The 23976-nt window shown below is 74.3% G+C and carries 22 protein-coding genes; 17 read left to right on the forward strand and 5 right to left on the reverse strand.

Going from position 1 to position 23976, the window contains the following annotated elements:
- Window positions 1-1638, reverse strand: coding sequence for a bifunctional 3'-5' exonuclease/DNA polymerase (locus IEX22_RS02305; protein WP_188665752.1), 1638 nt, complete (start codon window positions 1636-1638; stop codon window positions 1-3).
- Between the two features lie 137 nt (window positions 1639-1775).
- Here IEX22_RS02305 and ssd point away from each other — a divergent pair, with 137 nt between their 5' ends.
- From ssd to IEX22_RS02340, 7 genes are all read left to right on the forward strand, one after another.
- Window positions 1776-3041 carry a septum site-determining protein Ssd gene (gene ssd, locus IEX22_RS02310; RefSeq protein WP_188665755.1) on the forward strand — a complete coding sequence of 422 codons (1266 nt, stop codon included), beginning with the start codon at window positions 1776-1778 and terminating at the stop codon, window positions 3039-3041.
- The gene (locus tag IEX22_RS02315) at window positions 3038-4264 is read left to right on the forward strand and encodes a TadA family conjugal transfer-associated ATPase (RefSeq protein ID WP_229659699.1); all 1227 of its coding nucleotides are present in this window, start codon (window positions 3038-3040) and stop codon (window positions 4262-4264) included. The genes ssd and IEX22_RS02315 overlap by 4 nt, the downstream gene beginning before the upstream one ends.
- Entirely contained in the window at window positions 4261-5073 is an 813-nt protein-coding gene (locus IEX22_RS02320; RefSeq protein WP_188665761.1) for a hypothetical protein, read from the forward strand. The genes IEX22_RS02315 and IEX22_RS02320 overlap by 4 nt, the downstream gene beginning before the upstream one ends.
- A 145-nt stretch (window positions 5074-5218) precedes the next feature.
- A complete protein-coding gene (locus IEX22_RS02325) occupies window positions 5219-5701 on the forward strand; it encodes a type II secretion system F family protein (protein ID WP_188665773.1) in 483 nt (160 codons plus the stop codon).
- A gap of 140 nt (window positions 5702-5841) precedes the next feature.
- Window positions 5842-6321: a DUF4244 domain-containing protein gene (locus tag IEX22_RS02330; RefSeq protein WP_229659700.1), complete on the forward strand. Its 480-nt coding sequence runs from the start codon at window positions 5842-5844 to the stop codon at window positions 6319-6321.
- A gap of 1 nt (window position 6322) precedes the next feature.
- On the forward strand, window positions 6323-6757 hold the full coding sequence (locus tag IEX22_RS02335; protein WP_188665776.1) for a TadE family type IV pilus minor pilin: 435 nt from the start codon (window positions 6323-6325) through the stop codon (window positions 6755-6757).
- A gap of 1 nt (window position 6758) precedes the next feature.
- Window positions 6759-7205, forward strand: coding sequence for an Rv3654c family TadE-like protein (locus IEX22_RS02340; protein WP_229659701.1), 447 nt, complete (start codon window positions 6759-6761; stop codon window positions 7203-7205).
- Between the two features lie 256 nt (window positions 7206-7461).
- Here the strand turns inward: IEX22_RS02340 and IEX22_RS02345 are convergent, their stop codons facing one another.
- Window positions 7462-8016: a GNAT family N-acetyltransferase gene (locus IEX22_RS02345; protein ID WP_188665779.1), complete on the reverse strand. Its 555-nt coding sequence runs from the start codon at window positions 8014-8016 to the stop codon at window positions 7462-7464.
- Between the two features lie 100 nt (window positions 8017-8116).
- Entirely contained in the window at window positions 8117-10513 is a 2397-nt protein-coding gene (locus IEX22_RS02350) for a DEAD/DEAH box helicase (protein WP_188665783.1), read from the reverse strand.
- 73 nt (window positions 10514-10586) lie between these two features.
- On the opposite strand from IEX22_RS02350, the gene IEX22_RS02355 reads away from it, so the two are divergent.
- From IEX22_RS02355 to proC, 7 genes are all read left to right on the forward strand, one after another.
- Complete coding sequence (locus IEX22_RS02355) at window positions 10587-11009, forward strand: pyridoxamine 5'-phosphate oxidase family protein (protein WP_188665785.1); 423 nt, start codon at window positions 10587-10589, stop codon at window positions 11007-11009.
- 22 nt (window positions 11010-11031) lie between these two features.
- Window positions 11032-12777 (forward strand): DUF7059 domain-containing protein, encoded by a 1746-nt coding sequence (locus IEX22_RS02360; RefSeq protein ID WP_188665787.1) that lies wholly within the window; start codon window positions 11032-11034, stop codon window positions 12775-12777.
- A gap of 37 nt (window positions 12778-12814) precedes the next feature.
- The gene (locus tag IEX22_RS02365; protein ID WP_188665790.1) at window positions 12815-13480 is read left to right on the forward strand and encodes a pentapeptide repeat-containing protein; all 666 of its coding nucleotides are present in this window, start codon (window positions 12815-12817) and stop codon (window positions 13478-13480) included.
- A gap of 151 nt (window positions 13481-13631) precedes the next feature.
- Window positions 13632-16391, forward strand: coding sequence for a type I DNA topoisomerase (gene topA, locus IEX22_RS02370; protein ID WP_188665793.1), 2760 nt, complete (start codon window positions 13632-13634; stop codon window positions 16389-16391).
- Between the two features lie 43 nt (window positions 16392-16434).
- Window positions 16435-17457, forward strand: a complete 1023-nt coding sequence (locus tag IEX22_RS02375) for a Ppx/GppA family phosphatase (RefSeq protein ID WP_188665796.1) — start codon at window positions 16435-16437, stop codon at window positions 17455-17457.
- Window positions 17454-18278: a sugar phosphate isomerase/epimerase family protein gene (locus tag IEX22_RS02380; protein WP_229659702.1), complete on the forward strand. Its 825-nt coding sequence runs from the start codon at window positions 17454-17456 to the stop codon at window positions 18276-18278. The genes IEX22_RS02375 and IEX22_RS02380 overlap by 4 nt, the downstream gene beginning before the upstream one ends.
- A 381-nt stretch (window positions 18279-18659) precedes the next feature.
- Complete coding sequence (gene proC / locus IEX22_RS02385) at window positions 18660-19532, forward strand: pyrroline-5-carboxylate reductase (RefSeq protein WP_188665799.1); 873 nt, start codon at window positions 18660-18662, stop codon at window positions 19530-19532.
- Between the two features lie 34 nt (window positions 19533-19566).
- Here the strand turns inward: proC and IEX22_RS02390 are convergent, their stop codons facing one another.
- Together IEX22_RS02390 and IEX22_RS02395 are read right to left on the reverse strand one after the other, a co-directional pair.
- The gene (locus tag IEX22_RS02390; RefSeq protein ID WP_188666112.1) at window positions 19567-20205 is read right to left on the reverse strand and encodes a potassium channel family protein; all 639 of its coding nucleotides are present in this window, start codon (window positions 20203-20205) and stop codon (window positions 19567-19569) included.
- Window positions 20206-20227: 22 nt separating this feature from the next.
- Complete coding sequence (locus IEX22_RS02395) at window positions 20228-21637, reverse strand: TrkH family potassium uptake protein (RefSeq protein ID WP_188665802.1); 1410 nt, start codon at window positions 21635-21637, stop codon at window positions 20228-20230.
- Between the two features lie 128 nt (window positions 21638-21765).
- Here IEX22_RS02395 and IEX22_RS02400 point away from each other — a divergent pair, with 128 nt between their 5' ends.
- The 3 genes from IEX22_RS02400 to IEX22_RS02410 all read left to right on the forward strand — a co-directional run bounded on the left by IEX22_RS02400 (window position 21766) and on the right by IEX22_RS02410 (window position 23908).
- Window positions 21766-22911, forward strand: coding sequence for an acetoin utilization protein AcuC (locus IEX22_RS02400; RefSeq protein ID WP_229659726.1), 1146 nt, complete (start codon window positions 21766-21768; stop codon window positions 22909-22911).
- A complete protein-coding gene (locus tag IEX22_RS02405) occupies window positions 22911-23504 on the forward strand; it encodes an ArsR/SmtB family transcription factor (RefSeq protein ID WP_188665805.1) in 594 nt (197 codons plus the stop codon). The genes IEX22_RS02400 and IEX22_RS02405 overlap by 1 nt, the downstream gene beginning before the upstream one ends.
- Before the next feature lie 194 nt (window positions 23505-23698).
- Entirely contained in the window at window positions 23699-23908 is a 210-nt protein-coding gene (locus tag IEX22_RS02410; protein WP_076694618.1) for a helix-turn-helix domain-containing protein, read from the forward strand.
- The last annotated feature ends 68 nt before the right edge of the window (window positions 23909-23976 follow it).

The raw sequence follows: 23976 nt of genomic DNA on the forward strand, positions 1-23976 counted from the left end.
TCATTTCGCCTGGTCGTAGCTGTCCACGACGGCCACGCTCACGGGGAAGTCGTCGCGGCCGGCCCCGAAGAGCAGCGCGGACGCCGCCGCGGCCGCGTCCCGCACGGCCTCGACGACGACGTCCACCTCGTCGTCGGGTACGTGCAGGACCAGCTCGTCGTGCACGAAGAACACGAGCCGCGCCCGCCCGCCCTGATCCCGCAGCCGACGGCGCAGGTCCGCCAGCCAGCACAACGCCCACTCGGCAGCGGACCCCTGGACGACGAAGTTGCGGGTGAACCGCCCGTTCGCTCGCAGCACCGGCTGGTCCCCCCGCGCCAGCGCCGTGCGCACGCGTCGACCCGCCGGCGGTGAGCTGCGGCCCAGATGCGTGCTGACGGGCCGGCCCGCCTCGCCGAGCCGCGCCGCCGCCTCCACCAGGGCCACCGCCCGCGGGAAGGACCGGGCCAGCTGGGGCACGAGCCGGCCCGCCTCGCCGGTCGTCGCGCCGTACATGGCGCCCAGCATCGCGACCTTGGCCGCGGACCGTTCGCCGCCGAAGCCGCGCTCGGCGACGCCGGCGTACAGGTCCCGACCCCGGGCGGCGGCCGCCAGCGCATCGTCGACGGCGATGGCGGCGAGGACCCGCGGCTCGAGCTGCGCCGCGTCGGCGACGACGAGCCGGTGGCCCGGGTCCGCGTGCGCGGCGGCGCGGATCTGGTGCGGGATCTGCAGAGCACCGCCGCCGCTGGTGGCCCACCGCCCCGTGACGACGGCGCCGACCACGTAGTCGGGCCGGAACCGGCCGTCGCGCACCCACGCGTCCTGCCATGCCCAGCCGTTGGCGGTCAGCAGCCGGGACAGCGCCTTGTACTCGAGCAGCGGTGCGATCGCCGGATGGCTGTGCCGGGCGAGTTCCCCCTTGCGGGTGGTGGCGACCTCGATGCCCGCCCGGTGCAGAGCCCGCAGCAGGTCCTGCGGCGAGTCGGGGTTCAGGGTGGGGGCGCCCAGGGCCTCCTGCAGCACGCCGGCCAGGTGCGCCAGCTTCTGCGGGCGCTGCCCGTGCGGCACCCGGGGACCGAGGACACTCCGCAGGTAGGCGTCGTGCAGGTCGGCCCGGAACGGCAGGCCGGCGTGGTGCATCTCGGCCCCGGCCAGCGCGCCGGCCGATTCCGCGGCCAGCAGCAGGCGGAGCCGCCCCGGGTGCGCGCTGGTGGCGACCGCGGCCAGCTGAGCGCCCAGCTCGGCGACGAGGTCGGCGGGGGAGGGGTCCTGGTCGGCCGCCGGAGCCGGCTCGAAGAGGGCCGCCTGGTTCTCGTCCCGGGGCTCGGCCGCGTCCGGGTCCTCCGCGGTGCGCGGGGCGAGACGCGGATCGGGGGCGTAGCCGGCGGCGGCCGCGTCCTGGGAGAACCCGAGGATCTGCCCGCTCAGGCCGAGATCGTGCGACCGAGCCACCGTCACCCCGCCGCGCAGCCAGCGGGGATACCAGTCCGTGGTGCGGGCGAACACCCAGCGGGTGTCCCCGATCGCCTCGCGGCGGGCGACGGCGGGGACCACGTCGGCGGTGGCGCACCGCTGCGGCGACCCGGTGGGCGACCCGGCGTCGTCGGCGTCCTGCAGCAGGACGACGTCGCCGTCCCGGGCGACCACGGTGTACATCCCTCCATCCTGCCGTGCCCCACGGACCGTTCCCGCCCGCGTGGCTTCTTCCTCCCCAGGGGGCCGTCCGCGTGGGGTTGTCCCCAGCCGGCCGCGCCGCCGTGGCCGCCGGAACGGTCGCGGGAGCACGGTGGGGCATGGCTCTCACCTCTGCGAGCACCCGCGAGTCGCGTCGCGACGCCCGGCACCGGACCCGTGACGGGACCGGTGACCGAACGGCGGATCCGGCGGCGGCCGGGGGCACGGCCTCATCGGTGCCGCGGTCCGGCACCTCGGCGGGGTGGGTGCCGCCGCCGGCGTCGAGCGGGGTGGTCGCGGTCACCGGGTCCGACCTGTTGCGCACGGAGATCGAGAGAGTGGCCTCGGCCGCGGGCCGGCCCGTCACGCTGGTGTCCTCCGCCGACGAGCCCGCGGCGTCGGCGGTGCTCGGCGCCGCGGCGGTCGTCCTGCTCGGCAGCGACGTCGCACTCGCCGGTCTCCATCACCACCGCGACCGCGAGGGACCCGACCGGCCGCAGGCGCCGTGGCCGGGTGCCACCATCGTCGTCGGCCTCGCCGGTGAGGGAGCCGCGCTGTGGGACGCGGCCGGGCACTGGGGCGCCGACCGGGTCGCCGTCGTCCCCGAGGGGTCGGCCTGGCTGGTCGACCTGCTCGGGGAGGTCATCGGCGCGCCGGACGGTGCCCGGACCGGCGCCCGCGGCGGACCCCGGGGTGCAGGCGCCCTGGTCGGGGTGATCGGCGGGTGCGGCGGGGTGGGGGCGACCTCGGTGTGCGTGGCGGTGGCCGCGGCCGCGCGCCGGCTCGGCGTCACCTGTCTGCTCGTCGACGCGGACCCGCTCGGTCCCGGCCTGGACACCCTGCTGGACGCCGCGGACGAGCCGGGCCTGCGTTGGCCGGACCTGAGCGAGGCCGCCGGCCGCATCCCGGGCGATCATCTGGGGGACGCCGTGCCGCGGGCCCAGGGGCTGCCCCTGCTCTCCGGCCGGGTGGACGCCGTGCCGCTGCGGGTACGGGAGGCGGTGACGGCGGCCGCACGGGAGGTGTTCTCCGTGACGATCGTCGACGTCGGCCGTGACCGGGCCGCCGTGCGGGACTGGTCCCGGTTGCTCGACCTGACGGTGCTCGTCCTGCCGGCGTGGGAGGCCGCCACGCACACCCCGGCCGCGGCCAGGGGGCTCGACCCGGAGCGGCTGCTCGCCGTCATCGCCGGCACCCCGCCGGACGGGCTCGATCCGGAGCTGATCGCGATGGCGGCCGGCGCACGGCACTACGTCCCGTGGCCGAGGCTGGCGACGGTGGGGCGGCGCCTGCGCTCCGGGCGCCCGCCCACCGAGCTGGTGGGCCGTCGATGCCTGGCTCCCGAGGCGATCCTGCACGCCGCCCGCTGGGGTGCGCCGCGATGAGCGGGCCCACGGACCGGGGCGGCCTGCGTCCGGGGTTGTCGGCGGCCGCCGGACTCATCCGGGACCACGGCACGCCCGTCACTCCGGCGAGTGTCGCCCGCGCCCTGGCCGACACCGGCAAGCTGCTCGGGTCGACCGGCACCCTCGTGGCCATCGACGAGATCACGGCGGAACTGACCGGTCTGGGCCGGCTGGCCCCGCTGGCCCGCGACGTGGCCACCACCGACATCGTCGTCAACGGTCCCGACGCCGTCTGGGTGGACCGGGGCCGCGGCATGGAGCGGACCGCCGTGCGGTTCGGGTCGGAGGCCGAGATCCGCGCTCTCGCGGTCCGTCTCATCGGTGCCGCCGGCGGGCGGCTGGACGACGGGCGGCCCACTGCCGACGCGCAGCTGGCCGGGGGGACGCGGATCCACGCGGTCCTGCCCCCGATCTCGGTGACGGGGACGCTGCTGTCCGTGCGGTTGCAACGGCACCGGCGGGCGGATCTCGCGGATCTGGTCCGCGCCGGGATGGTCGCGGATCGCGACGCGGACCTGCTCCGTGCCGTCATGGCGGCTCGCCGGAACCTCCTGATCAGCGGGGCCACGGGCAGCGGCAAGACCACCCTGCTGGCGGCGCTCCTCGGGGAAGCGGACCGGGGCGAGCGACTGGTGCTGATCGAGGACGTCGCCGAACTGGAACCCGACCATCCGCATACGGTGCGGCTGCAGTGCCGGCGCGGGAACGTCGAGGGCGCCGGCGCGGTCGAGTTGACCGATCTCGTACGTCAGGCGCTCCGGATGCGCCCGGACCGGCTCGTCGTGGGGGAGTGCCGCGGGGAGGAGGTCCGCGACCTGCTCGGCGCCATGAACACCGGGCATCGCGGCGCGGGTGCCACGGTGCACGCCAACACCGGTGCCACCGTGCCCGCCCGGCTGGTCGCGTTGGGGGCGCTCGCCGGCTGGTCGCCGGAGACCACGGCCCTGCAGTGTGTCTCCGCCCTGGACCTGGTCATCCATCTGACGCGCGACGCCGACGGCCGGGCCGTCACCGATCTCTCCGTCCTCAGCCTCGACGAGCGGGGCCGACTCCGTTCCGACTCGGCGCTGCACGCGCCGTCCGTCGCCGCGGCCCGCTCCGGTCTCTCTCGCGGTCCGGCCTGGGAACGCCTGACCTGCCTGCTCGCCGCCGACCCGGTCGACGAGGGCGACGGGATCGTCCGCCAGGGGGCGACCCCGTGACGGGGCCGCTGACCGCCCTGCTCCTCGCCGTCGCGGTGCTCCTCGGGACGGCGCCGGCCGGGCCACGGAGACACGGTGCCGGACCCGACAGGCACGACGCGGGGCGACCGGGCGCGCCGATCCGGAACCGGGTGCGGAACCGGGCCCCGGCCGTCGCCGACCTGGACGAGCAGGTGCGGACCCTGCGACAGATCAGTGCGCTACTGGCGGCGGGCCGGCCGCTGACCACGGTGTGGTCGGACGTGCTCACCGGCCGAGCGGCCGCAGCCGCCGCGGCACGCTCGTCGACCGCCGTCGTCGCCAGCCGTGCGCAGCGCGCACCCGCGGCGGGGACCGGCGCGGTGGAGGCGGTCCTGCGCGCCGCCGAACGGGCGGCGCGATGGGGTCACGACCCGACGGAGGCGCTGCGGGCCGCCCGTCATTCCCCGGTGGCGGCCCGCGGGGCCGCTGGCCGCGCCGTCGCCCGGGCCCTGGCCGACGGCTGGGCCGGGCTGGCGGACTGCCTCGACATCGCCCGGGCGACCGGTGCGCCGCTCGCCGGCCTGCTCGACCGGTTCGCCGCGGCCCAGGCCGATGCGCGAGCCGCCGACGCGGCGCGAGCCGCCGCCCTCGCCGGGCCCGCCGTGACGGTCAGGATCCTGCGCTGGCTGCCGGTCGCGGGGCTCGGGCTCGGGATCCTGATGGGCACCGATCCGGTGCACGTGCTGACGACGACGCCGGCGGGCTGGGTGCTGGCGGCGCTGGCCGCCGTCCTGATGGTCGCCGGTCATCTCTGGGTCCGCCGCATGCTGACGGTCGCGGCGGCCTGACGATGCGGGCGCGATCGTGGTGACCGGGGCGCTGGTCGCCCTGCTGTGCGGCGTCGCCGTCGTCGTGGGTGGGCCCGCGCGTGCGCGGCCGTCCCGAAGACCGGACCGTCACGTCACCGTCCCCCGGCGAGACGGTGCCGGGGCAGTGCGGTCCCGGCCCGATGCCGCGCTCCTGCTGGACCTGATGGCGGCGATGTTCGAGGCCGGCGTGTCGATCGACCACGCCCTGGAGCTGCTGTCCCGCCTGCACCCGGACACGGTGGGGCCGCCCCTGGGACGCGTCGTCGGGGCGCGTCGTCTGGGGGCCGACTGGCCGGCCGCCGTCGCCCTGGCGACGAACGCGGCGCACGCCGGCTCCCGGGGGCGCGGGGACCGCGTCACCCTGGCGGTGATCGGTCCACTGCTCGAGGCGGTGGTCTTCGCCGCGACCACCGGCGCGCCCTCCGCGGCCCTGCTCCGCTCGCGCGCCGTCGATCTGCGGGGCAGTCGCCGGCAGGAGACGGAACGGCGCGCCGCCTCGCTCGGCGTGCGGCTCGTGCTGCCCCTCGGCCTGTGCCAGCTGCCCGCCTTCCTCTGCCTCGGGGTCGTCCCGGTCGTCCTCGCCCTGCTGCCCGCCCTCGGCTCCTGAAGCCGGTCGATCTCCCTCCCCAGGGGCCGCCGGCGCGCGAGTTGTGCACCATCGCGGGAAGGTCACTTCACCCGTCGACCGCACCGGCCGACGCTGGGATCAGCGGCCGTCGCCCGACGGCCCCGACGAGAGGATTAGTCATGTCTCAACACGCGCTTCGCGCGCCACTTCCCGACACGTTGCTGGCGGATTACCCCGGCGCGCGGCGGTCGTCCCTGGAGGACGGGCCGGCGGGCCGGACCGACGACACCGACGTGCGCCGCGTGATCCGGCTCGACGAGCACCGGGCCCGCCGCGACCCGGTGGTCGACCGCATCCCGGCGGTCCTCCCGGCGACGGGCGACGGCGGTGACGCCGCCGACGTCTTCGCGGCGCAGCCCCGCCGGCCGGCCCGGGGCAGCGGACGTCGCCGGCTCGCCGGGGCCGTGCGTCGGGCACTGCCGGCCCTGGTCGCGTTTTGCCGGCGGATCGCGCACGGCGACGCGGGGATGGCGACCGCCGAGTACGCCATCGCGACCCTGGCGGCCGTCGGCTTCGCGGGCCTGCTCGTGCTCATCCTCAAGGGCAACGAGGTCAGGGGCCTGCTCACGGCCATCATCCGGCAGGCCCTCGGCGGTTGAGGTGCTCGCGAGCAGAGCCCGGGGCGATCGGGGCGCGGTGACGGCGGAGCTGGCGGTCGCGCTGCCCGCCGTCGTCCTCGTCCTCGGCCTCCTCGTCACGGGCGCTGCCGCCGGGACGGCCCAGGTCCGGGCGGAGGGCGCCGCCCGCGCGGCCGTCCGCGCGCTGGCTCGCGGCGAGTCGGAGGGGGTGGCGCGGGGGCTGGCCGGGCAGCAGGCGGGGCCGGACGCGCGGGTCTCCGTGGGCGCCGACGGGCCGCTGGTCCGGGTGCGCGTGGAGCAACGTGTCCCGGTCGTCGCCGGTGTCGTCCTGCCCCTGACCGTGGTCGCCGAGGCCACCGGCTTACGGGAGACCGGGAACGCCGCTGGTCCCCGGTCCCGTCCCACACCGCCACGGCCGGCGTTCGCGGCCGGTTCCGGCCGGACGGTGGGGATCTGACGTGGGCGTGGCGGCACGGGCCCGGCGGCGACGGGCCTGCATCGGCACCACCGCGGCTGCGGGATCGCGCACCGGCCGCGGTGGTCGGCTCGCCGTCGCCGCCGGTGGCGACCGGGGGGCGGGCACGGTGCTGGTGGTGGGGCTCTGCGCGCTGGCCCTGGGTCTGCTGGGCGTCCTCCTGCTGGTGGCGCAGGCCGCTGCCGCGTCGGCGCGGGCCGCCACCGGGGCGGACCTGGCGGCCCTCGCCGCTGCGGACACCGCTCGTGGCCTGCGTCCCGGCGATCCCTGCGGTGTCGCGGGGGCGGTCGCCGCAGCCAACCGGGTCCGCGTGATCACCTGCCGCATCGGGGCCGACCGCGGCGGGACCGCCGACGTCGTCGTCACCTCCGCCCTGCCCTACCCCTGGCCTCCGGCGACGGGTCGCGCGCGGGCAGGAGCGCCGCCGTGACGCCCACCCCTCGCCGGCCTCCCGCGCCGAGCACGGGACCGTGTCGACGGGCCAGTGCAACGGGACGGTGTCAACAGGTCAGCGCGACGGGACGGTGTCAACGGGTCAGCGCGACGGGACGGTGTCAACGGGTCAGCGCGACGGGACGGTGTCAACAGGTCAGCGTCAACGGGGCAGCGTCGACAGGTCGGCGTCGACAGGTCGGCGTCAAACGGGTCAGCGGCGACCGAGAAGGGGTGGCGGAGCCGCCGTGGCATCAGTCCAGCCGGAGGACGGGCGGTGTGATCGGCGGCAGCGGCTGGTCCGCCGGCGGCGAGCCGATCATCTTCTCGAACGAGTGCAGGCCGATCCGCTCCGGGTCGGCGTGGACGTCGAACAGCGGCGTGTAGCCCGTGCTGCGATACAGCGCGATCGCCTCGGGCTGCCGGGGACCGGTCGTGAGGAACACCCGGACGTAACCGCGCCGGGCGGCCTCGGACTCGAGCTCGGCCAGCACGCGGCGACTCAGCCCCTGCCGCCGGTGATCCGCGTGCGTCCAGATCCGTTTGAACTCCGCGGTGCCGGCGCTGTGGGACATGAAGGCACCGCCGGCGACGGCGACGTCGTCGTGCATCAGGAGCATGAAGGCGCCCTGGGGCGGGTCGAAGAGGTCGGCCGGGTAGCGGGTCATCTCATCGTGGGCGCCCGGCCCGTACAGCGCCCCGTACACGTCGGCCAGGTCCGCGATCATCGTGGCGGCCCGGGGATCGGACGCGGCCAGGTACACCGGTGTCACCGTCGCGGACAGCGCGTCAGGGCGCGTCGAGCTCATTCTTCTCCTCCGGCCGGCCGATTCCTTCGCCGGGAACAGCGCACCGGCCGGGCCGCGCATTCCCCGCCCCCGGCGGCGCGCCGGAGGACAGCCGCGTCGGTCAGGACGGGGAGCCCGCGGGTCCGGGAGGGGGATCGCGAGGGGGCTCGTGGCGCAGCAGCTCGTCCAGCAGCGCGATGGCGGCGGCCTTCTCCAGCGGGCTGTTCCGGTTGCCGCACTTGGGCGACTGGATGCAGGAGGGGCAGCCCGTCTCGCACTCGCACGCGCGGATGGCGTCCGACGTCGCCCGCAACCACGTGCCGGCGGCCTCGAACCCGCGCTCGGCGAAGCCGGCCCCGCCCGCGTATCCGTCGTAGACGAAGATGCTCGGGTGCTCGGTGTCGGCGTGCAGCGCCGTGGAGACGCCGCCGATGTCCCACCGATCGCTCGTCGCCACCAGCGGCAGCATCCCGATCGCGGCGTGCTCGGCGGCGTGCAGGGCCCCCGGCAGCTCCGGCGCGGCCACGCCGGCCGCCGCCAGCAGCGGGGCAGGGGCCACGAACCACACCGCCTGGGTGATCAACTCCCGGACGGGCAGGTCCAGCGGTTCCTCGCCGAGCACCTCGCCCGAGGCGAATCGCTTGCGCTGGAACGCCACCACCTGCGTGGAGACCCGCACCTGCCCGAAGCAGACGGTCACCGGACCCCAGGGCATCGTCCGGTCCGTCCGCAGCACCTCGATGTCGGTGATGTCGCGGGCGGTCGTGTAGTAGTCGGGCTCGCCGCGGCTGACGATCGCGCAGTGGTTCGCCTCGTCCAGGTCGTCGACGACGAACGTGACCTGCTGGTGCGTGTACACCGCTCCCGGGTGCAGCTGGTGGTGGCTCTGGCCGGCGCCGACGGTGCCGAGCAGGGCCCCCGTGGCGGCGTCGATGATGTCGATCGGCTGTCCGCCCTCGCCGCGCAGGCTCACCGCGGCGGCCGCGCTCTGCGGGTGGGTCCAGAACCACCCGGCCGGGCGGCGCCGGAGGAACCCCTGCGCGGTCAGGTCGTCGACGACGCCGGCCGCCGCCGCGCCGAACAGGTCCAGATCGTCCCGGGTCAGGGGCGCCTCCGCCGCCGCGGCGCACAGGTGCGGGCCGAGGACGTACGGGTTCTGCGGGGCGAACACGGCCGCCTCCACCGGCCGGTCGAAGATCGCCTCCGGGTGATTGACGAGATACGTGTCGAGCGGGTCGTCGCTCGCCACGAACACCGCCAGCGCGTCCTGGCCGGCGCGCCCGGCCCGGCCGATCTGCTGGAACAGGGACGCCCGGGTGCCCGGCCAACCGGCGACCAGCACGGCGTCGAGCCCGGCGATGTCGATGCCCAGCTCGAGCGCGGACGTGCTCGCCACCCCGAGCAACCGGCCGTCCCGCAGCGCGTGCTCGAGGGCGCGCCGCTCCTCCGGCAGGTACCCGGAGCGGTAGGCGGCCACCCGCCCGGGCAGGGTGCGGTCGACGTCGGCGAGCAGCCGCTGGGCCATGGCGGCGATGCTCTCCGCGCCGCGGCGGGACCGGATGAACGCGATGGTGCGTACGGCCCCCGACACGAGGTCGGCCATCAGGTCCGCGGACTCGGCGATCACCGTCCGCCGGCGGGCAGCGCCGTTCTCGCCGTCGTGGTCGGTCAGCGCCGGCTCCCAGAGGGCGACCGTCACCGCCCCGTGCGGCGAGTAGTCCGTCTCCACCGCGGTGGCCGGCGCCCCGATCAGTCGGGAGAACGAGTGTTCCGGCTCGAACGACGTCGCCGACGCCCCGATGAACACCGGGTCCCCGCCGTACCGCGCGCACACCCGGCGCAGCCGGCGCAGCACGTTGGCCACATGCGCACCGAACACGCCACGGTAGCCGTGCGCCTCGTCGACGATCACGTATCGCAGCCGGCGCAGGAACCGGGCCCACCGGGCGTGGTGGGGGAGGATGCCCACGTGCAGCATGTCCGGGTTCGCCAGCACGACGTTCGCGTGCTCCCTGATCCACGCCCGTTCGGACTGCTCGGTGTCCCCGTCGTAGGTCGCCGCCCGCACACCGGGCACGGCGAGCCCCTGCCACGACGCGAGCTGATCGGCGGCGAGGGCCTTGGTGGGGGAGAGGTAGAGCACGACGGCGCCGTCGGGGTCCAGGCTCGTGGCGGCGCGCTCCTCGGCCCGGACGACCGCGTCGAGCGCCGGCAGCTGGAAGGCCAGGGACTTGCCCGACGCCGTCCCGGTGGCCAGGACGACGTGCTTCCCGGCGTGCGCGGCCTCGGCCGCCTGCACCTGGTGCACCCAGGGGGCATGCACACCGCGCCGTTCGAACGCGTCGACGACCTCCGGGTGCACCCAGGCCGGCCACGGGGCCGTCACGGCGTCGCGAGCCGGCAGCACCCGGACGTGCCGCACCTGCGGCGGCGTGCGGCCGGCGTCGGACTCCCCGGGCGACGCGGGGACGGCCCCGGTGCGGCCGAGCAGGCCCAGGTGCGTCAGTCCGTCCGTCATCCCTGCCATTGTCCCACCGGCCGCCGACCGAACCACCCTTTTCTACGAGACGTAGAAGTGGCATCATCGGGGCATGAGCACCGACGACGCCGCCATCCGTCCGCTGACCGAGGCCGAGTGCTGGGAGTTCCTCGAGGAGGCGCGGTTCGGCCGCCTCGCGGTGGCCCCCGCCGGCCGCATCGACATGTTCCCCATCAACTTGGTCGCCCGGGACGGCCGCATCGTGTTCCGCACGGCCGAGGGCACCAAGCTGCTGTCCCTGACCGTCAACACCGCGGTCGCGATCGAGGCCGACGAGGTGACCGGCGGCGTCGCCCGCAGTGTCGTCGTGCACGGCACCGCCCGCGCCCTCGAGTCCAGCGCCGAGATCGAGGCCGCGGAACGCCTGCCGCTGCGGCCCTGGATCCCCACCCTCAAGCAGACGTTCGTCGAGGTGGTGCCCACCGAGGTCACCGGGCGCACCTTCGACCTCGGCCCCGAGCCCGAGCGGTGGTGACCCGGTCACTACGCTGGTGACCGTGCCCGCCGCCCCGACTCCGCCTCCCGAGGACGCCCTCGATACCCCGCACGCCGACGACTCTGCCGCGCTCGCCGGCCTGATCGCCGGCTTCACGGCCGCCGGGTTCACGGTCGACGGCGTCCGGGCCCTCCTCGGCGACGAGGCCTCGGACGCACTGGACCGGGACGAGACCGTACCCGCGGAGCTGGTCACGGGGCGGGCCCTGGACGACGATGCCGCTGCCGCCGCCACCCGGACCCGCGCCGCGCTGATCCGGCTGCTGCTGCTCGGCCTGCCGGTGCGGGCGGACCGGCTCGACGCCGGCACCGTCGCCGCGTTGCGGGCGTGCCGCCTCGTCGAGCCGGTCGCGGACGACCGCGACGAGCCTTCCGGGTCACTGCGCTCCCAGGTCGACCTGCGGCCCTACGAGGCCGACGACGGCACCCGGCTGTGGGTGGCCGCGGACCTCGGCGCCCTGCAGACCGACGGCCCGCTGCGCCGGGACCACGTCCTCGGCATCGGGCACGCCTCGCTCACCCTCGCGCAGGTGACGGCCCGCCGCCCGGTGGACACCGCCCTGGATCTGGGCACCGGGTGCGGCATCCAGACGTTTCACCTGCTCCGCCACGCCCGGCACGTCACCGCCACGGACCTCTCCGCCCGGGCGCTCGCCTACACGCGGTTCAACCTGCTGCTCAACGCCGCCGCCCTCGACCTCGACCCGGCCGACCTGCCCGCCCGTGTCGACCTGCGGCAGGGCAGCCTGCTCGACCCGGTCGCGGGGCGCACCTTCGACCTGATCGTCTCCAACCCGCCCTTCGTCATCACCCCGCGCAGGGCCGACGAGACCGCGGACTCCCGCTACACCTATCGCGACGGCGGCCGGGCGGGCGACCGGCTCGTCACCGAGCTGGTCCGCGCCCTCCCGGCGCATCTGACGGCCGGTGGCACCGCCCAGTTGCTCGGCAACTGGGAGACGCCTCGCGGGACCGACTGGGACGAGACCCTGACGGCGGCGTGGTTCGGCTCGCAGGAGATGCAGAAGGACGACGGCCGGGAGTGGTGGGTGACCCAGCGGGACACGCAGAGCCCCGCGGAGTACGCCGAGCTGTGGCTGCGGGACGCCGCGCAGGCCACCGACCCCGACGCCTACCGGGCCGCCTACGCCGCCTACCTGGCCGACTTCGCCGCCCGCGACGTCGCCGCCATCGGCTTCGGCATGATCTGGCTGCGCAGACCCGCCGACGCGAGCGCCATGGCCGCGAACGCAGCCGACGGCAACGCGGCCGGCGGCGAGCGGACGAGCACGCCCCTGCGCCGGATGGAGACCCTCACCCACGCCGTCGAGCAGCCCCTCGGCCCCGCCCTGGCCGCGACCGTCGCCCGCCACGACCGGCTCGCGGCACGGGACGACCACGCCCTCGCCGCCCTGCGGCTCACCGTCGCCCCCGACGTCACCGAGGAACGGCACGGCACGCCGGGTGAGCCCGACCCGGCCGTCATCCTGCTGCGCCAGGGCGGAGGTTTCCGCCGTACGGTGCAGGCGTCCACCGCGCTCGCCGGGTTCGTCGGCGCGAGCGACGGGGAACTGACGGCCGGGCAGATCGTCACCGCCCTGGCGGTGCTGCTCACCCCCGAGGATCCCGCCTTCGCCGCCACCCTGCTGGCGCAGGTCCGGCGGGCCGTCGTCGACGGCTTCCTCACGATCGCGGACGGAGCCGCGGACCCAGCCGTGGACGGAGCAGCGGACCCAGCCGTGGACTGAGCCCCGACCACCCGACCACCCCGACCGAAGGACACGCATGGCCACCGGACGCCCGCAGGTCGCCGCCCCGCGCATCGGCGAACTGCGCCTGCCCGACCTGACCGACGCCGACCCGACCACCATCCGCGCCGGCGCGCACCACGAGGGGAACCGGTACCCGGACGCCGACCTGGGGGGCCGGGACCTCTCCGACGTCGTGTTCAGCGAGTGCGCGTTCGACGGCCTCGAGGCGCACGAGACCGAGCTGCGCGGCGCCCGGATCCTGGAGACCCGCATCACCCGGCTGAACGCGCCGGTCCTGCGCGCGCCCCGGTCGACCTGGCGGGACGTCCACGTCGAGGGGTCCCGCCTCGGCGCCGCGGAGCTGGACGAGGCCGAGCTGCGGTCCGTCGTCGTCACCGGGAGCAAGCTGACGTTCCTGAACCTGCGCGCCGCGACCCTGCTCGATGTGCGGTTCACCGACTGCACCATCGACGAACTCGACCTCACCGGGGCGCGGGCGGAGCGCGTCGCCCTCGACGGCTGCACCGTCGGCACCCTGGTGGTCGACCAGGCCCGGCTGCGCCACGTCGACCTGCGCGGCGCCGACCTGCGGATCCTCAGCGGGATCGACTTCCTGCGGGGCGCCGTCCTCTCCTCCGGCCAGGCGCTCGACCTGGCCGGCGCCTTCGCCGGGCACCTCGGGATCACCGTCACGGACTGACGGGGCACCACGGACCGACCGTCCGGCGGGAGCGGCGTCGCAGCAGGACCGGCGTCGCCGCGGGACCCGGTGGACGTCCGGATCCCGGTCGTATGATTCGATGGTCACGAACCCGACCGGGTCGGAACCGAAGGAAAGTCAGGAATCAGCAGTGCCCGCAAAGGCCCGCCAGCAGACCGGCAAGAAGCTCGTGATCGTCGAGTCGCCGGCCAAGGGGAAGACCATCGCCTCCTACCTCGGCCCGGGGTTCGAGGTCGAGGCCTCGATGGGCCACATCCGTGACCTGCCGCAGCCGTCCGAGCTGCCCGACGCCCTGAAGAAGTCCTCCGTCGGTAAGTTCGCCGTCGACCTGGACAAGGACTTCGAGCCCTACTACGTCATCACGCCGGACAAGAAGAAGAAGGTCAGCGAGCTCAAGGCCGCGCTCAAGGACGCCGACGAGCTCTACCTCGCCACCGACGGTGACCGCGAGGGCGAGGCCATCGCGTGGCACCTGCTCGAGGTGCTCAAGCCCAAGGTGCCCGTGCACCGCCTCACCTTCCCGGAGATCACCCGCGAGGCCATCCAGCGCGCCCTGGGCAACATGCGCGACGTCGACATCGCCCTCGTCGACGCGCAGGAGACCCGTCGCGTCCTCGACCGGCTCTACGGGTACGAGATCTCCCCGGTGCTGTGGCGGAAGGTCGCCCGCGGCCTGTCCGCCGGCCGCGTCCAGTCCGTCGCGACCCGGCTCGTCGTCGAGCGGGAACGCGAGCGGATGGCGTTCGTCGCCGCCGGCTACTGGGACCTGACCGGCACGTTCGCGGTGCCCGAGGAGGAGCGCGGTGACGCGGCCGCGCCCGCCTTCACCGCCCGGCTGGCAAGCCTCGACGGCGCCCGCGTGGCCACCGGCCGCGACTTCGACGACGCCGGTCAGCTGAAGAACCGGCAGGCCGTCCAGCTCGACGAGCAGGCCGCCCACGGCCTCGTCGCCGCCCTCGAGCACGCCGACTTCGCCGTCCGCGCCGTCGAGACCAAGCCCTACACCCGCCGCCCGGCCGCCCCGTTCACCACGTCGACGCTGCAGCAGGAGGCGGCCCGCAAGCTGCGGTTCTCCTCGCGCAGCACCATGCAGGTGGCGCAGCGGCTGTACGAGAACGGCTACATCACCTATATGCGAACCGACTCGCCGGCCCTGTCCGACGAGGCGATCAACGCGGCCCGCCGCCAGGCCGCGGACCTCTACGGACCCGAGTACGTGCCGGACTCCCGCCGCGTCTACAAGGGCGGCGACAAGAACGCCCAGGAGGCCCACGAGGCGATCCGGCCCGCCGGCGACGCCTTCCGCACCCCCGCCCAGGTGGCGGGGCAGCTGAGCAAGGACGAGTTCCGGCTCTACGAGCTGATCTGGAAGCGGACCGTGGCCTCGCAGATGGCCGACGCCAAGGGCTCGACCGCGACCATCCGGGTGGGCGCGACCACCGCCGACGGGCGGGACGCCGAGTTCTCCGCGTCCGGCACGGTGATCACCTTCCGGGGTTTCCTCGCCGCCTACGAGGAGGGCACCGACGAGGCGCGGGGCGACGACGCCCGCGGCGACGACGCGAAGGCCGGCGAGGCGCGGCTGCCGGACGTGCGCGAGGGTGATGCCCTGACCGCGGACGACCTGGCCGCCCACGGGCACGAGACCTCCCCGCCGCCGCGGTACACCGAGGCGTCCCTGGTCAAGGCGCTCGAGGAGGCCGGCATCGGCCGCCCGTCCACCTACGCGGCGACCATCTCGACGATCATGGATCGCGGCTACGTCCGCAACCGGGGCTCCGCCCTGGTGCCCAGCTGGGTCGCCTTCTCCGTGGTGCGGCTGCTCGAGCAGCACTTCCACGACTACGTCGACTACGACTTCACGGCGCAGATGGAGGAGGATCTCGACCGGATCGCGCGCGGCGAGCAGGCACGCGCCGACTGGCTGCGCGACTTCTACTACGGCGACGGCGAGGACTCCGGCCTGAACTCCATCGTCGAGAACCTCGGCGACATCGACGCCCGCGAGATCAACTCCCTGCCGGTCACCGACGACATCGTGCTGCGGGTCGGCAAGTTCGGCCCGTACCTGGAGCGGGCCGCGGCGCCCGACGCCCCCGAGGGCACCGAGCCGGAGCGCGCCAACGTGCCCGAGGATCTGGCCCCGGACGAGCTGACCCCCGCGAAGGCGGAGGAGCTGATGGCCACCGCCGGGCCCGAGGAGATCGAACTCGGCGTCGACCCGGCGACCGGGCACACCATCGTGGCGAAGAACGGCCGGTACGGCGCGTACGTCACCGAGATCGTGCCCGAGCCGTCGGTGGAGGACCAGCCCGTCGAGTACTACAAGAACGGCAAGCCGAAGCCCCCGAAAAAGCCGGTGAAGCAGAAGGCGCGAACCGGGTCGCTGCTCTCCTCGATGAGCCTGCAGACGGTGACCCTCGAGGACGCCCTGAAGCTGCTCAGCCTGCCGCGCGTCGTCGGCACGGATCCCGACGGCGTCGAGATCACCGCCCAGAACGGGCGGTTCGGCCCGTACCTGAAGAAGGGCACCGACAGCCGTTCCCTCACCAGCGAGGAACAGCTGTTCACCGTCACCCTCGACGAGGCGTTGAAGATCTACGCCGAGCCGAAGCAGCGGGGCCGCGCCGCGGCGAAGCCCCCGCTGAAGGAACTGGGCACCGACCCGGTGTCGGAGAAGCCGATCACGGTCAAGGAGGGCCGGTTCGGGCCGTACATCACCGACGGCGCCACCAACATCACCGTCCCACGCAGCGACTCGATCGAGGAGCTGACGCACGAGCGGGCGGTGGAGCTGCTGGCGGAGAAGCGCGCCAAGGGACCGGCGAAGCGCCCGGCCCGCCGCACCGGCGGCAAGGCGCCGGCCGGTCGCAGCCGCAGCAGGGTCTGACCCACTCCGCGGGACCGCCGCGGACAATCGACAGGAGGTGGCCATGCGCCTGGGCGTCCTGGACATCGGCTCCAACACCGTCCACCTGCTGCTGGTCGATGCCTACGCGGGCGCCCAGCCGGCGGCCTACGCCTCCCACAAGCGCCCCCTCGCGCTGGTGCGGCACCTCGACGAGGCCGGCCGCATCACCCCCGAGGGGCAGCAGCAGTTGATCGGCTTCATCCGGGAGGCGCACGACGTCGCCCTCGCCCACGGTGCCGAGGACCTGCTCGCGTTCGCCACCTCGGCCATCCGGGAGGCTCCGAACGGGCAGGAGGTGCTCGACGCCGTCGCGGAGCGGACCGCGGTGACGCTGATGGAGCTGCCGGGGGACCGGGAGGCCGCGGTGACGTTCTTCGCCACCCGCCGCTGGTTCGGCTGGGGCGCGGGCACCATCCTCAATCTCGACATCGGCGGCGGTTCGTTCGAGATGGCGATGGGTGACGACGAGCTGCCCGCCCGGAACGTCTCGGTGCCGCTGGGGGCGGGCCGACTCACCCGCGACTGGTTGCCGGACGACCCGCCGAGCGCGGCGAGCGTCAAGGCCCTGCGTTCGCACATCAAGGCGACCCTCAAGCCCGAGGTCGCGTCGTTCGCCGACCTCGGCCGGCCCACCCTCGTCGCCGGGACGTCCAAGACCTTCCGCTCCCTGGCCCGGATCGCCGGGGCGGCGCCCAGTGGGGCCGGGCCCTACGTCAAGCGCACGCTCGATCGGCACGACCTGTCCCTGTGGGCGCAACGAATGTCCGCGATGTCCGCCGCGGACCGGGTGAACCTGCCCGGCGTCTCCGCGCTGCGGGCGCGGCAGGTGCTGGCCGGGGCGCTGGTGGCCGAGGCCGCGATGCTCGCATTCGACGTCGAGCGGCTGGAGATCTGCCCGTGGGCGCTGCGCGAGGGGCTCATCCTGCGCCGGCTCGATCAGCTCGTGATCACCGGGGCCGCGCCGTCCGAGTGGCGGGACGAGAACCAGCGCCGCCTGCCCACGGAGCTGCGCCGTCCCACCGCCACCGCGGAGTCGACCGCGTGAGCGGGCCCGGGGACATCCCCGTCGGGCTGTCGACCTCCTCGGTGTACCCCCTGACGGTCGTCGACACCTTCGCCATGGCCCACGACGTGGGCTACGACGGGGTGGAGGTGATGGTCACCAACAACTCCGTCAGCCGCGACCCCTCCCGGCTGCGGGACCTGCGCGATCACTACCAGTTGCCGATCCTCTCCGTGCACGCCCCGACGCTGCTGCTCACCCAGCAGGTGTGGGGGACGGCCTGGACGAAGGTCGAGCTCAGCTGCGCCATGGCCGCGGAGGTGGGCGCGCCCACCGTCGTCGTGCATCCGCCGTTCCGCTGGCAGACCGGTTACGCGGACCACTTCGCCACCGGTATCCGCCGGATCATGGCGGACTACGGGGTGACGATCGCGGTGGAGAACATGTACCCGTGGCGGGTGCGGGGCCGGGACCGGCGCGCGTACCTGCCGCACTGGGATCCGGTGCCGCTCGAGTACGAGCACGTCACCTGGGACTTCTCGCACGCCGCGTGCGCCGGTTCACACAGTCTTCGATCCGTGCAGGAGCTGGGCTCACGGCTGCGGCACGTGCACCTGACCGACGGGTCCGGCGCCCAGAACCGCGACGAGCACCTGCTGCCGGGGGAGGGGAATCAGGACCCGGCCGCCGTGCTCCGGCACCTGGCGGCGACGGCGTGGGACGGCACGGTCATCGCCGAGGTCTCGACCCGGAAAGCGAAAGGTGCCGGCGAGCGGGAACAGCTGCTGGGAGACACGCTGTCCTTCGCTCGCCGGCACCTGGATCGGGCGGGGCAGCCCGACCCTTCATCACTCGCACCTTGAGGAGGTGCCTCCACTCTAGGAAAGGGTGGTGAACGCACGCTCGGTGCGGTCTGGGCATTCACTGGACGCCGTCACCCGTCGGGCGCCACCGTCGGGGACGGGTCGTCCATCACGGAAGAGGGCCGGTGATCCGGCCGCCGCAGCGTCCGGGCCACCGGCCCTCGAACCGGATCGGGCAATCCGGTCCATCATCACTCGCACCTCCATGAGGTACTGACGAGCCTAGGAGGCGAACGTGTGACGGCGCCGTGCGGGCGCTGAGAAGATGCTGGCAACCGCGCTCGCCAGCTCGTCAATAGATGTCGACGCAAGCGGTTGCGTGGGCCGGGATGGAACATCTATTGACGAGCTGGCGGTGGGTGGGCTGGCACAATCGGCAGCATGACTGATGCTCCCCGTACCTCCGTCCCGTCCGTGTCCGACGCCCGCGTCGCCTTCATCGGCACCGGGTCGATGAACGGGTCGATTCTGGCCGGCGTGCTCGCCTCGGGGAAGGCCCCCGCGACCGTCGTCGCCACCGTCCGGCGCCCCGAGCGCGCGGCGGCCCTGCGGCAGACGCACGGGATCACGGTGCTCGCGTCGGCGGAGGACGAGAGTGCCAACGCGCGCGCGGTCGAGGGGGCGGACGTCGTCGTGCTCGGCGTCAAGCCGGTCGGCATCGAGGCCATGGCCCGCGAGATCGCCGGCTCGCTCAGCCCGGCCGCCGTCGTGGTCAGCGTCGCGGCCGCGGTGACGAACGCGATGATCGAGGCCGCCCTGCCGGCCGGCCAGGCGGTCGTGCGGGTGATGCCGAACACGCCGTCACGCGTCCGGCGCGGGGTGCTCGCCGCGTCACCCGGGCGGGCGGCGACGCCGGAGCAGGCGGCACTGGTCGAGGGCGTCCTGGCCGGCTCGGGCGTGGTCGTGACCGTTCCGGAGGAGCAGCAGGACGCCGTCTCGGCCATCAGCGGTTCCGGTCCGGCCTACGTCTTCTACCTGGCCGAGGCGATGACCGATGCGGGGGTGGCGCTCGGCCTGGGCCGGGATCTCGCCGCCCGGCTGGCCGAGGAGACCGTGTCCGGCGCGGGTGAACTACTGCGCACGTCCGACGACGACGCCGCGACGCTGCGCCGCGGCGTCACCAGCCCCCATGGCACCACGGAGCAGGCCATCGCCACCTTCGACCGGGAGGGGTTGCGCGACATCGTCGCCCACGGCACCGCCAACGCGGCCGCCCGGGCCGCGGAGATCACCAAGGAACTCTCCGGCAACTGAGTGGCGCGCGCTGCCCGTCCGGGCTCCGGCGCGCCTACGGCCGGGCGGCGAACCGCTCGATCAGGTCCACGTGGCCCGAGACGATGAGCAGGTCCCGGCTCGAGACCTTCGTGTCCCCCGTCGCGTAGGTGAAGTCCTCGCCGGGGGACTTCACGCCGACGATCGTCACCCCGTACTTCTTCCGCACGGACGCCTCGCGGATGGTGAAGCCCTGGGTCTCCCGCGGCGGGCGCATCTTGACGATGGCGAAGTCGTCGTCGAACTCGATGTAGTCCAGCAGCCGGCCCGAGACCAGGTGCGCCGCCCGGCGTCCCGCGTCCGCCTCCGGGTAGATCACGTGGTTGGCGCCGATCCGGGACAGGATCTTGCCGTGCGCCGGGGTGATCGCCTTGACCCACAGGTGCTCGACGCCGAGGTCCACGAGGTTGACCGTGATCAGCACCGACGACTCGATCGACGTGCCCACGCCCACCACGGCGGAGTTGAACTCCTGGGCGCCGAGCTGCCGGAGCGCGTCGATGTCGGTGGCGTCGGCGTCCACGACGTGCGTGAGGGTACCGGCCCACTTCTGCACGAGCACCGGATCGCGCTCGATGGCGAGCACCTCCCGGCCCTGCTTGACGAGCTGGTCGGCGGTCGCCGAGCCGAACCGGCCGAGGCCGATGACGAGCACCGGCTGGTTGTGTGCGGGGCGGTCAGCCAAGGATCGGCCTCTCTTCGGGGAAGTGGTAGAGGGTGCGGCGCTGGCGCAGGGCGAGCGCGGTCGAGACGGTGATCGGCCCCATTCGGCCGAGGAACATGAGCACGGACAGCACGTCCTTGCCCACCGGGGGCAGCTCCACGGACAGGCCGTTGCTCAAGCCGACGGTGGCGAACGCCGAGATGACCTCGAACAGCACGCGATCCAGGGGCTGCCGGCTGATCTGAAGCAGGACCGCGGTCGCGACCATCACCATGGTGGCGCTGATGGCGATCACCGCCATCGCCACCCGCATGACCGACGGCGGGATGGTCCGGCCGTGGCTGCGCACGTCGGCGTCGCCCCGGGCCTCGGCCACGATGGCGAGCACGACGACGGCGATCGTGGTGACCTTGATACCGCCCGCGGTCGACGCCGAGCCGCCGCCGGCGAACATGAGTGCGTCCGTGACCAGCACGGACGTCTGATCCAGGTGGTTCATGTCGACGAGATTGAACCCGCCCGACCGCATCATCACCGACGCGAAGACGGCGTGCAGGATCTTGTCCGGGGTGCTCATCGAGCCGATCGTGGCGGGGTTGGACCACTCGAACGCGCCCCACGCGACGGACCCGAGCACGAGCAGGACGAGCGACACCTCGATGGTCAGCTTCGCGTGCAGCGTCCAGGCGCGGAACCGGGCCCGGGTGAACAACAGCACCATGATCACGGGGAACCCGAGCGAGCCGATGAACACCCCCGCCATCAGGGGCAGCAGGATCCACGGGTCCTCGCCGTACGGGACGATCCCGTCGCTGTGTGGCGTGAAACCGGCGTTGTTGAACGCGGAGATCGCGTAGAACACGGCGTGCCACACCGCCTGGCCGAGGGGCTCGCCCAGCAACATGAACCGGGGGGTGAGTACGACGGCGATCGCGAACTCGATGGCGACCGACGTCGTCACCACGATCCGCAGCAGGGCGCCCACCTCGCCGAGGCGGCCGATGTTCATCTCCTCGAGCGCGATCAGCTTGCCCCGCACGCCGAGCCGCCGGCTGACCGCCATCGCCAGGATCGAGGCGAGGGTGAGCACCCCCAGGCCACCGATCTGGATCGCCAGCAGGATCACCACCTGGCCGAAGGCGGACCAGTGGGTGGCGGTGGAGACGACCGTCAGGCCCGTCACGCACACGGCGGAGACGGCGGTGAAGAGCGCGTCGTGCAGCGGGGTGACGTCGCCGCTGCGGGTGGCCCACGGCAGGGACAGCAACCCGGTGAACACGAGCACGATGCACGCGAAGGTGATCAGCGCGAGCCGGGCCGGGGAGCTGCCCGCGAGGCGGTCGATGAAGTCGCGCGCCACCGACAGCAGCCAGAACGGGCTGCGTTCGGTGTCCCCCGTCCACGGGGTGCGGGTGGTGCTCATCGCCTCCATTGTCCACGCTCGCGCGCCCGCGGCGCGGTGCGGCGCCCGCCCGGTCGGAACGTAGGGTAGGGACGGTGAGGGACCGACCGAGCAGTGCCGCCGCGTCCGCGGTCGTCTGGGGTGAGTCGCTGACCGCGTACAACTTCGGGGAGCAGCACCCGATGCACCCCAGCCGGCTGGACCTGACCGCGCGGCTCGCCACCGAACTCGGGCTGTTCGAGCGGGCCGGCGTGCAGCGGATCGAGCCGCGGGTGGCCACCGACGCGGAGCTCGGGACGGTGCACGATGCCGACTACATCGAAGCCGTCCGGCGGGTCAGTGACGACCCCGACGTCCCGGACGAGGCGCGCGGCCTCGGCACCACGGACGACCCCGCCTTCGCCGGCATGCACGAGGCGAGCGCGCGGATCGCCGGGGGCTCCCTGCAGGCCGCGGACGCCATCGTCGAGGGTCTCCCCCGAGCCGTCAACTTCTCCGGCGGCATGCACCACGCCGCTCGGCACCGCGCCAGCGGATTCTGCATCTACAACGACGCCGCCGTCGCCGTGGCCCGGCTCCTGGACCGGGGGGCGTCCCGCGTCCTCTACATCGACGTCGACGCGCACCACGGGGACGGCACGGAGAGCATCTTCTGGGACGACCCGCGGGTGATGACGATCTCCCTGCACGAGACCGGCCTGGCGCTCTTCCCCGGCACCGGTTTCGCGAACGACACCGGGGGCCCCGGTGCGGAGGGATCCGCCGTCAACGTCGCGCTGCCGCCGACCACCGGGGACGGCGCATGGCTGCGGGCCTTCCATGCGATCGTGCCGCAACTGGCGCGCGCCTTCGCGCCCGACGTCATCGTCAGCCAGCACGGGTGCGACAGCCACTACCAGGACCCGCTGACGGACCTGCGCACCAGTGTCGATGCCCAGCGCCAGGTGGCCCTGGACATCCGCGATCTGGCCGCCGACCTGTGCGGGGGACGGTGGCTGGCCACCGGTGGCGGGGGATACAGCACCACCGCCGTGGTGCCCCGCGTCTGGGCGCACCTGGTCGGCATCGTCACGGGCGAACCGGTCCCGGTTCAGTCGCCGACGCCCGCCCGCTGGCAGGCCTACGTGCAGCAGCGGTACGGCAAGGAAGCGCCCCTGTGGATGACGGACGACGTGGACCTGTGGTGGCGCTCCTGGGAGGTCGGCTACGACCCGAACGACGACGTCGACCGGGCGGTGATGGCCACGCGCAAGGAGGTCTTCCCGCTGCACGGCCTGGACCCGTGGTTCGACTGATGACCGGCCTCCCCCTCGACGCGGACGACGCCCCCGAGGCCGATGGCGGGAAGCCGGCTTCGGAGCGCCGGGCCCCGAGTGCGCCGGTGGCGCCCGGTGCCCGCACCGCCGCCGACGTGTACGGGGTGCTCGCCGATCCGACCCGCCGGCGCCTGCTGACGGCGCTGCGTGGGCGGGAGCGATCGGTCGGTGACCTCGTCATCGAGCTGGCCGTGAGCCAGCCGACCGTGTCCAAGCACCTGCGCACGCTGCGTGAGGGCGGTCTGGTGCGGATGCGGGCCTCCGGCCAGCGCCGTCTGTACTCCCTGCGGCTGGAGCCGCTGCAGGAGGCCGCCCGGTGGCTCGGCGAGTTCACTCCGGCAGCCGCCCCGGCCGTCCTCACCGGCGACGCGGCCACGGAGGGAACGCGGCGGCCCCCCGAGACCCCGGCCGTCCGGTCGGGGGAGGCGGGCGTCGTGGCGTCGACCGAGGCGGACACGGCGAGCGAGGACGGGTCGTCCCCGATCGGCCGAACGGTCGGGCGCGCCGCCGGCCGCGCAGCGGAGATGATCGCGAACATCCCGCGGCTGCGCCGGCGCAACGGCCGGTACTGAGCCGTCGGCGACGGCACCCCTGTCGACGCTCGGCGGCGGGGGGTCCGCGTGTCGCGTCCGGCGCGTCCGTCTCGAACGCTATGCTGCCCGCTTTCACTTCTGCCACGGCAGCCACTAGAGTGGCGAGAGCACCGTCCCCGGCGTGTCCAGCACACGTGTGCGCGGATCCGGTCGGGCAGAGAGGGACAGGGGAGATGGCTCCAGAGCAGAACTTCGCCAACGTGAAGTTCCTGACCGTGGCGGAGGTCGCGGAGATGATGCGGGTATCCAAGATGACGGTGTACCGCCTCATCCACGCCGGAGATCTGCCCGCGGTCCAGTTCGGCCGCTCCTACCGGGTCCCCGAGTCGGCCGTGACCGACTACCTGCGGTCCGCGGGGATGCCCGACGTGGACACCGCCTGAGCGACGACGCCGTCGCCCCAGCCGCCCGGCACCGCCCGTCGGAGTCCACCGTCGAGCCTCGCCCGGCG

This window comes from Tersicoccus solisilvae (assembly GCF_014643255.1).
In the GTDB taxonomy this organism is placed as follows: domain Bacteria; phylum Actinomycetota; class Actinomycetes; order Actinomycetales; family Micrococcaceae; genus Tersicoccus; species Tersicoccus solisilvae.